This window comes from Mycoplasma sp. 5370, assembly GCF_054343435.1.
Genome location: NZ_JBTGVF010000011.1, coordinates 18,184 through 27,126 on the forward strand (window position 1 = coordinate 18,184; position 8,943 = coordinate 27,126).

At 25.2% G+C, this 8,943-nt stretch carries 9 protein-coding genes, 3 tRNA genes and 1 pseudogene; 2 read left to right on the plus strand and 11 right to left on the minus strand.

Annotation, left to right across the window (positions count from 1 at the left end; genetic code table 4):
• Positions 1-24: 24 nt before the first annotated feature.
• The 4 genes from ACXX88_RS02250 to efp form a co-directional block, all read right to left on the minus strand.
• Positions 25-615, minus strand: a complete 591-nt coding sequence (locus ACXX88_RS02250; RefSeq protein ID WP_458559473.1) for a hypothetical protein — start codon at positions 613-615, stop codon at positions 25-27.
• A gap of 306 nt (positions 616-921) precedes the next feature.
• Positions 922-2,778 carry a transketolase gene (locus ACXX88_RS02255; RefSeq protein WP_458559474.1) on the minus strand — a complete coding sequence of 619 codons (1,857 nt, stop codon included), beginning with the start codon at positions 2,776-2,778 and terminating at the stop codon, positions 922-924.
• A gap of 15 nt (positions 2,779-2,793) precedes the next feature.
• Positions 2,794-3,108 carry an MMB_0454 family protein gene (locus ACXX88_RS02260; protein WP_436358441.1) on the minus strand — a complete coding sequence of 105 codons (315 nt, stop codon included), beginning with the start codon at positions 3,106-3,108 and terminating at the stop codon, positions 2,794-2,796.
• Positions 3,109-3,110: 2 nt separating this feature from the next.
• A complete protein-coding gene (gene efp / locus ACXX88_RS02265; RefSeq protein WP_436358442.1) occupies positions 3,111-3,674 on the minus strand; it encodes an elongation factor P in 564 nt (187 codons plus the stop codon).
• 66 nt (positions 3,675-3,740) lie between these two features.
• Between efp and ACXX88_RS02270 the strand changes: the two genes are divergently transcribed.
• Both ACXX88_RS02270 and ACXX88_RS02275 read left to right on the plus strand, forming a co-directional pair.
• Complete coding sequence (locus ACXX88_RS02270; protein WP_458557522.1) at positions 3,741-4,073, plus strand: hypothetical protein; 333 nt, start codon at positions 3,741-3,743, stop codon at positions 4,071-4,073.
• A 103-nt stretch (positions 4,074-4,176) separates the two neighbouring features.
• On the plus strand, positions 4,177-4,467 hold the full coding sequence (locus ACXX88_RS02275; protein WP_436358444.1) for a YneF family protein: 291 nt from the start codon (positions 4,177-4,179) through the stop codon (positions 4,465-4,467).
• 130 nt (positions 4,468-4,597) lie between these two features.
• Here the strand turns inward: ACXX88_RS02275 and ACXX88_RS02280 are convergent.
• The 7 genes and pseudogenes from ACXX88_RS02280 to ACXX88_RS02310 form a co-directional block, all read right to left on the minus strand.
• Positions 4,598-4,673 (minus strand) — tRNA-Lys (locus tag ACXX88_RS02280).
• Between the two features lie 2 nt (positions 4,674-4,675).
• Positions 4,676-4,762 (minus strand) — tRNA-Leu (locus tag ACXX88_RS02285).
• Between the two features lie 231 nt (positions 4,763-4,993).
• Positions 4,994-5,491, minus strand: a complete 498-nt coding sequence (locus ACXX88_RS02290; protein WP_458557732.1) for a redoxin domain-containing protein — start codon at positions 5,489-5,491, stop codon at positions 4,994-4,996.
• Positions 5,475-6,878 (minus strand): hypothetical protein, encoded by a 1,404-nt coding sequence (locus ACXX88_RS02295; RefSeq protein WP_458559475.1) that lies wholly within the window; start codon positions 6,876-6,878, stop codon positions 5,475-5,477. Before ACXX88_RS02295 ends, ACXX88_RS02290 begins: the two co-directional genes overlap by 17 nt.
• Positions 6,879-6,904: 26 nt before the next feature.
• Positions 6,905-6,978 (minus strand) — tRNA-Trp (locus ACXX88_RS02300).
• A 6-nt stretch (positions 6,979-6,984) separates the two neighbouring features.
• On the minus strand, positions 6,985-7,323 hold the full coding sequence (locus ACXX88_RS02305; protein ID WP_458559476.1) for a DNA-methyltransferase: 339 nt from the start codon (positions 7,321-7,323) through the stop codon (positions 6,985-6,987).
• Between the two features lie 454 nt (positions 7,324-7,777).
• Positions 7,778-8,758, minus strand: a pseudogene (locus ACXX88_RS02310) (DNA cytosine methyltransferase); the annotation flags it as partial.
• Between the last annotated feature and the right edge of the window lie 185 nt (positions 8,759-8,943).

An 8,943-nucleotide genomic window follows, 5' to 3' on the forward strand; every position in this document is an offset into this window, starting at 1 on the left:
CATTCAAACGAATGAGTTTTATTATTAATATTTTGGTTGATCGTATTTCTTTTTAAGTTTTAATAAGATAGGAACTAATAATGTTAATATTGTTGTATAAATTGGAATTGTAATTAAACCTTTTAAAATTATTGGAGTAAGATAGAAGTAGAAATATCCACTAATTTCTCTTCCTTTATTTGTTTTAACAGCGATAAAACGATTGTAATAATTAATAAAAGCAATCGGTCCTCAAAGTCAACGGAAAATGATTATTATAATGCAAATAGTTGCGAAAATAAAGGTTAAAAGGTAATAAATTTCTTTTTTAGTCTTAAAATATTTAAAAATAAAGAAACTAAAAACTGCAATACTTACTATTGAAAAAATAGAAATAAAAGTTAATACTATTTCTTTTGTAAAAAAACTTCTTCAGTCTTTATTAATATTTTCAATTCTAACATTTTTGGTAGTATTTAAAACTTCTAAAAAGTAAATTAAAAGCATTGTAACTATTACCAAAGCAAATGAAGTGATTATGACTATAAAACTTCATTTATTTTTTAATTGATAAATATATAGCAAAGATCAAGAAACTATAGCGATAAGTGGCGGCACAATTGCATATTCAATCATTCAAGTTGCTATACTTCCAACTATTAGTAAAGTAAAAGTATCTGCAATTATTGCAAGAAAAGCACCTTTAAAAGGTCCAAAAACTAAACCTAAAATAATGCTAAAAGGTATTTCAAAACTAATGTTTAATTTACTTGTAAAAATCGTTAATCTTAAAATAGAAGTAATTATTAAATAAATGGCAATTAAAATACCACTTAAAACTATATCGGGAATTGTAATTTTAAAAATTTTTGATTTAGTAAAATACTTAGAATCAGTTGATGGTGTATTTTGTTGTAATGTTGTTTTTGTAATACACCTTCTTTATTTATTTAATTTAAAGTGTTTTACAACGTATTGTTTTACTGATTCATAATCAAGTTTGATTTTTTTATAAACTAGATCACCTGGAGCTGAATAACCAAAATCATCATGTCCAATGTTGTGTCTTGCTAATTTTGCTCATCCAAAAGTAGAAGCTGCTTCAATAGAAATGGTGTTCATTGGGTTTCAAAGCACTTTATTATCTCAGTTAGATGCTGAAATAACGTTTAAATCAAATTCTTTACCGATTTTTAGCGCTGTTGCTAGTTCACTTCCTGTTGCAACTAAAGCATATTTAGAATTTGTTTGATTTACAAAGTAACTTCCTTGTTTAAATAAGTCTTTATTTGTTGAAGCAAGTGAAGTGATATTTTGTCTTGTTAGAACTATAACGTGCGGTTTGTTTACTGAATTAATTGCTAATTCATATGAAGCAATTACTTCTTTTTCATCAGCGGGTCTTAAAACTTTAATTCCAGGTAATGATCTAAGCATAGCTAATTGTTCAATTGGTTGATGAGTTGGCCCATCTTCCCCAACAAACACTGAATCGTGTGTAAATACATAAGTTACTGGCAATTTCATTAATGCTGAAAGTCTCATTGCTGGTTTTACATAATCTGAAAATACAAAGAATGTTGAAACGAAAGGTTTTAGAACTGAGTGAAGTGCAAGTCCGTTTGCAATTGCTCCCATTGCAAATTCTCTAACTCCAAATAATAGGTTTCTTCCTTGTCTGTTTTCAACTGAAAATACCCCATCAGCTCCACCAACTTTTGTAGAAGCAACTAAGTCTGCTGATCCACCAATTCAGTGTTGTGTATTTTCGTTTAAATATTTAATAACAGCACCTGATGAATTTCTAGTAGCATCATTTTCTTTTAATGTTAAATTAATAGAAATTTCTTTATTAGCATTTTCTAAATAATTTTTTAATTCTTCTGATTCTACAAAAGAATTTTGTGCATCTTCTCCACGTTTAAACAGAGTTTCTCTGTAATATTGTTTAACTTCTTGTGGTAATTCAAAATCATCCATTGTTCAATTTAATTTGCTTTTTAGGTTTTCAAAGTCTTTACCAAGTGGAGCACCGTGCACATCGCTTGTTCCTTGTTTTGTTGCGCCTTCACCAATGATGGTTTTAACTTCTATAAATGAAGGTTTTTTAGATGATTTTGCTTTTTCAATTGCTTTAGAAATTTTTTCTACATCATTTTTTACTTGTTGGTAGAAAAATCCAAGTGATTCCATTTTTAGTCTTAAATCATCTGAATTTACTGCTTCAACTTTTGTATCAAGTTGCACATCGTTTGAATCGTGTAAAATAATTAATTTGTTTAATTCTCATTTTCCTGCAAGAGATAAAGCTTCATTAGTTACTCCTTCTTGAAGGTCTCCATCACCACATAAAACATATGTATAATGGTTAATTTCAGAAAATTTAGAATTTAAATGACTTTCTGCAAGTGCAAGTCCTACTCCCATTCCAATTCCTTGACCAAGTGGTCCTGTTGTTGCTTCAACTCCTATTGTATGTCCAAATTCTGGGTGACCTGGTGTTAAAGAATCCATTTGTCTAAAGTTCATTAAATCTTCTTTTTTTATTAATCCTAAAACTCTTAATTGAGCATATAATAATGCTGAGCCGTGTCCTGCTGATAAGATAAATCTATCTCTATTAATTCATTCTGGAGACATTGGGTTAAAAACTAAATGTCTTGAAAATAAAGTGTGCATAATTGTTGCAGCACCTAAAACAATACCTGGGTGACCTGAATTTGCTTTATTTATTGCTGCTGTTCCATTAATTTTTAAAGTATTAATGGAAAGTTGATCTAAATTTTTATTGTAGTTCATTTTTATCCTTTAATTTTATTTTTTATTTATTTTTCCTTTATAAAACAATGAAATGTTTTCAGCATCTATTCCTATAAGCAACTTAATTGATTCTCTTAAAGAGTTAATTAAGTTATTGATAATATCGCTAAATTCATGTTTGTTTTCATAAATGTAAAATTGAGCTTCTATACTAATATTGGTATTGGAATTGTTAAATTTTATCTTAACATCACCATCTAGTTTTACAAAATCAGTTTTAGAAAATACAGATTTTACTGTTTGTAAAAATGATTGTTCATAAACAGTATAAATTTGATTAAGACCGTAATTAACAATAACATAATTCATATTTATTTACCAGCTCTTCCAACGTATTTTCCTGTTTCACTTGAAACAATAATAATTTCACCTTCTTTAATAAACATAGGTGTTTCGACTTCAAAACCTGTTTCCACAATAACTTTTTTTTGTGGGTTTGTTGTGGTATTTCCTTTAACAGCTTCTGGAGCTTCAATTACTTTTAACTCAATATTGATAGGTAATTCGATATCTAAAATTTCTTGTTCGAATTTTCTAACAATAACTTTTAATCCATCTTTTAAAAAGTTCAATTCTCATTGAAGTTTAGAAACATCAATTCCAATTTGTTCATAGGTTTCTTCATCCATTAAAATAATTTCGTTTCCGTCATTATATAGATAATTCATACCTGTTTTTTCTATATGAGCTTTTTCAACTTTATCTCCACCTGTGTAGGATTTAATTGTTGTAGCTCCTGTTCTTAAGTTTTTTACTTTTGCTTTAACTGTTGCTTGACCTCTACCTTGTTTTGAGTGCTGGGACTCTAAAACAATAAAAAGTTCACCATCTTCTTGATAAGTTATCCCTGGTTTAAAATCATTAACATTAAACATTATTCCTCCTAATTAAATATTATTTTAATTATAATATATTTTTAAAAAGTTTTATAATTTAATATTATGAATCAAATAGGATCACTAGAAAATAAAAAATTAGATGGTTTACCTTTGTGAGCAACCATTTTATTTGGATCTCTTTTCATTGTTCTTGGAATTATTTTATTTTTCTATTATCCAAGAACAAAAAGAAAAGCACAAGAGTACAAAGAAAAGCAATTAATTAAATATAAAGAAAAAAACAACCAAAAGAGTGTAAAAAACATTGACTATGAAAGCACTGGAATGTATTTACCAGTTTGAGAAAAAATAAAATTAGTTAGTCCTTTATTTTTTGGTCTTGTTTTTTGTATTATAGGAATTTCCTGAATTATTGGAGGAACTATTGTTTTATAAAACAAAAAAATAATATAATAATAATTAATAAAATTAATAGTTTTCACCTAAAATTATTAATTGATTGGTATAATATAAGGAGAAAAATCATAGGAGGAAATTTATGTTAAAAATTTTTAATGAAACAACTAATGTAAAAGTTGTGGAAACAGCTGGGGGAGTAGGTCTTGGTGGTTGAATAGGTATTGTTATTGCTGTTGCAGTAATTTTATTTATTGTTGGTGGTATCATCGGAGTTTTAGTATCTAAGAAAATGTTTGAAAAACAAATAAAAGAAAATCCTCCAATTACTGAAAAAATGATTAGAGCTATGTTCCTACAAATGGGAAGAAAAGCTTCTGAAACACAAATTAAAGCTGTTATGCGTTCAATGAAAAATGCTAAAAATAACTAACTTAGGAAACTAAGTTTTTTTTCATTTTTTTGAAAACATCTATTTTCCCTTTATTTTAGTTAATTATTTTCATAAATTAAAAAATAAAAAAATACCCATAAAGGTATTTTCTTTGGACAATATATTGAAATGGTACGCCCTAGAGGATTCGAACCTCTGACCCAATGGTTAAAAGCCATTTGCTCTACCTGCTGAGCTAAGGGCGCACTGGTGCTCGAAACTGGACTTGAACCAGCACGGTGTTGCCACCGAGGGATTTTAAGTCCCTTGCGTCTACCTATTCCGCCACTCGAGCTTGTCTCGTATTAACATACTTTTATAATTATACTATTTTTTTTAAAAAAACCAAATTTTTTTGAGATTTTTTTAAAATTTTTTATTTGATATTATTTATTATTTAGTAATTATCATAAAAGTATATAAATTATAATAAAAATTTTAAATATTTTAAGAAAAAAGTGAAATTTTTACAATGATAGAAGAAAATAAAAACCGCTTGGTGCGGTTTAAAGTTAATATTTTGAATTTAAATATTTTCGTTGATAATTTCTCTAATTTTTTCAAAATTTATTTGTTCATGTACATCTGTGTTGTATGAAAAATCTATAACTTTATTTTGATTGTTTAACACTATATAACCACGATTTAGTAAAAATACTTGATCAATTAAAAATCCGTATTTTAGTCCAAATTCTCTATGTTTGTAGTCTGAATAGATTTCAATATTAGGTAATAAATTTACTGATTTTCACTCAGCAATAGCACTTGGTAAATCAAGTGAAATAGAAATAAATCTTACTTCTTTAAATTCTGATGCTAATTTAGAAATTTCTTTTGTTTGTTCATCACAAACTCTAGTGTTTAAAGAAGGGAAAATAGAGATAATTGTTAATTTATCAAAATTTTTGATTTCTACATCTTCAAACATTGTGTTAGTTGCTTTAAAAGAAATTACATCTCCTTTTTCAAGGGATTTTCCATTATTTAATAATCTATATTCTTTTTGTTTAAATTTTGTTGTCATTTTTAATCCTTTTTATTAATTTATGCATAAAATAATTATATTTTACATTTTTTTTGGATTCATACATAATTTTTGCATTACAAAAAGAAAAATTATAAAAAAATCAAATTTTTTCACTCATTTTATTTTCAAAATAACAATAAAATGTTTGCATAGAATCATTTTGATGTTCAAAAATCAGTTTATATCCTTTTTCAAAGAAAATATTTTTTGTTTTTTCTAGATTAATTTTACTTGTTAAGGAATTAAATTCTAATTCGTTGTATTTATAAATTTTCTTTAAAAAGTCACGTATTTTTTCAAAATTTAAATTTTGTGTTTTGCAATAATTTAGAAAATTTAAAAACAAAATAAGGTTTTTAAAAGGATTGTCAAAAACTAAAGAAGTTTTTTGTTCTATAGTAATATTCATTTTAGAATCCAAATTGACATTAATTAAGTTACTGCCCTCTTTATTTAAAAGTCTCTGTTTAATTACTTCTAAATCTATTATTTTAAATAATTCATTATTCATTAAAATTTTGGTAGTATTTAATTCAGTATTTAAAAAATGACATATAGTAATAAATAGTTCAATATCACTTATTTTTATATATTTATTTTTATTTTTAACATAAAAAATAATGTTATTAAAGTCATTTTCATAATCTATTAAAACATCAGATTTTTTAAATAAATTAAAGTAAAGTTTATTAATCATTTTACTTTTAATTATGCTAAAAGGAGAATAATTAAATTTTAAATCCATTTTTCCAACTATCTTTTGTTGTAATAATTTAATGTCATTATTTTTATTTAAAAAACCTATATTAAGAATTTTAGAATCATTTTTTCGTAGCATAAAATCATTAATTAAAGTGGTTGCAAAATTTTCAACAATATTGTCAATTTTCAAAATTGAAAAACTATTATTTTTTTGAATGTTCTCAAATTCTAAATTTGTTTCATATTCAAAATAAAATTTCATTTTTTCAATTTCCTCTTTGCTCAAAAACTGCATATTTCCTTTATAAAAGCTAATACTTATTTCTTTGCTTAAAGGATTTTCGCTAATATAAATAGAATAATCAAAACCTACTTTTCTAGAAGCAAAAGCAAACAAAGGAAAAAAAATAGAATCTTTTTTTCTTAATGTTGTAATTTGATTAGTATCTTTAAATTCAAATAAAGAAATAAAAATTTCACTAATTTTATCTGCTTTTTCGCTATTTTGATTTGCAATAAAAATTTTTTGTTTTTTATTTTCTTGAAAAATTAATTTTTCAAAAGCATAAATCAGTTTTTTAGCTCCATTTAAATCTAAAAATTCAAAGAAATTTGTACTTGATAAATTAAATTTTGACGTATTTTTTATTAAATAATTAAATATGTTTTTTTCTTTTTCCATTTTACTCCATTTGGTGTTTTTACATATGGCGGAGGTTAAAGGAATCGAACCCTTACCAATGGGTTTGGAATCCATTGTACTGCCATTATACTAAACCTCCATAAAATTATTTTATGTTTATTTTTTCAATTCTTTCTTTTGCTATTTTAAAATATTTTTCATCTTTTTCTATTCCAATAAAATTTCTTTTTAATTTTAATGCGGCAACTCCTGTAGTTCCACTACCCATAAAAGGATCTAAAATTAAATCCCCTTCATTTGTATGAATTTTGATAATTTCTTCCATTAATTTTAAACTTTTTTGAGTAGGATGATCAACTTTCTCTTTTCCTGAAACAACAGGAAATTCAAAAAGTGATCTTAAATATGATTTTTTTTGGTTTATTAAATATTCATTTTGCTTTTTGTTTAACACCTCATATTGCAAATTCCATATCTTGCACATATCTTCTATTTATATTTCTTGGCATTGGATTGCTTTTTTGTCAAACTAAAACATCTTTAATTTCTATTTTATTATTTTCTAGTTCTTTTATTATAAAACTTATATATTTATAAGAACAAAAAATAATTATTGAACCGTTATCATCTAAAAGTTGGACATACTTTGGAATTCAACTAAATAAATCAAAATTTTGATCTCATTGTCCAAATAAAATTCCTTTTCTTGGTGAGTTTAGAGTTGAAAAATTATTTTCTTTTGAAATATTATAAGGTGGATCACAAATAATATGATCAGCCTTCTTTTTGCTCTCTATTAATTTATCAATAATTTTAATTGCATCAGCATTGAATAATTCTGTTTTTACTGTATTTTCATCATTATTGTAAGCATCTGCAATTTGCTTTGCTATTTCTTTTGCAAGTAGTGGTGGCACAGCATTTCCTATTTGTTTGCAAACACTGGTTTTTGGTCCTAAAAAAACAAAACTATCGTGAAAACTTTGTAATCTTGCTGCTTCTCTTGGAGTTATTGATCTATGTAAAACAGGATGAGATTTTTTTCCATTAGAAGGGGTATCAAATCTTGTATCAATAGTAGGACTTACTTCATTTCATTTTAATCTTGATCAAGTTGTACTAAATTTTTGCTTTCCTCATAGCTCTTTTGGAAGGTGATTTTTATCACCTTCTGAAGGTATCATTTTTAACTTTTCTAAAGCAATTTGTGAATGATTTGTTGCTTGATGATTAAATAATTTATTTCCTCTTAACATCTGTTGGTATTCACTTTGAGACTTGAATAAATATTCACTTTCAAAAGATCCTTCTGAAGATTCTAAATAATTTAAATCAGAAATAGCATCTTTAACAGTAACTATTTTTTCTGTATTTTTAATGGGCAAATTAATGTTTTTAGATAAAGAACCAATAATTATTGCTCTTTCTCTTTTTTGCGGTACTCCAAAGTCTTTAGCATTTAAAATTCCATAATTAATTTTATAACCAAGATTAGTAAATTTTTCATATATTTGCTTAATAAAATAACCATCTAGTGTATTTAAAAGGTTTTTAACGTTTTCAATAACAAAAACTTCTGGTTTTAATTTTTTTACTAAATTATAGTATTCTAAAAATAAAAAATTTCTTGGATCATCTAAACCTTTAAGTTTTCCTTTTAAACTAAAACCTTGACAAGGTGGTCCACCTATTATCATATTTATTTTTTCTTGTTTAGCAGTTTCAATAATTTGTGACTTTACTTCTTTTGAAGTCAAATCACCACAAATTATTTTAGTGTTAGGAAAGTTAAATTTAAAGGTGTTTAATGCGTTTTGATCAAAATCTACAGCAATACTAGTTTTAAAATCTTTATGTTGTTCAAAACCTGATGAAAATCCACCAGCTCCTGAAAATAAATCTAAAATTTTAAATTTCATTCCTCTCCTTCTACGTTGCTACTATTAAATTATAAACATTTTTTTGCTTTTTTGAATAAAAATTTTTTCATTAAAAAGTTTATTATTTAAGTATTTAAATAATAAAAAAACTCCTTTCAGGAGCAAATAATTCTTTCAAAACTGAATAGCAAATTACTTCTCAAATTAAATTAAATACCTAAAAT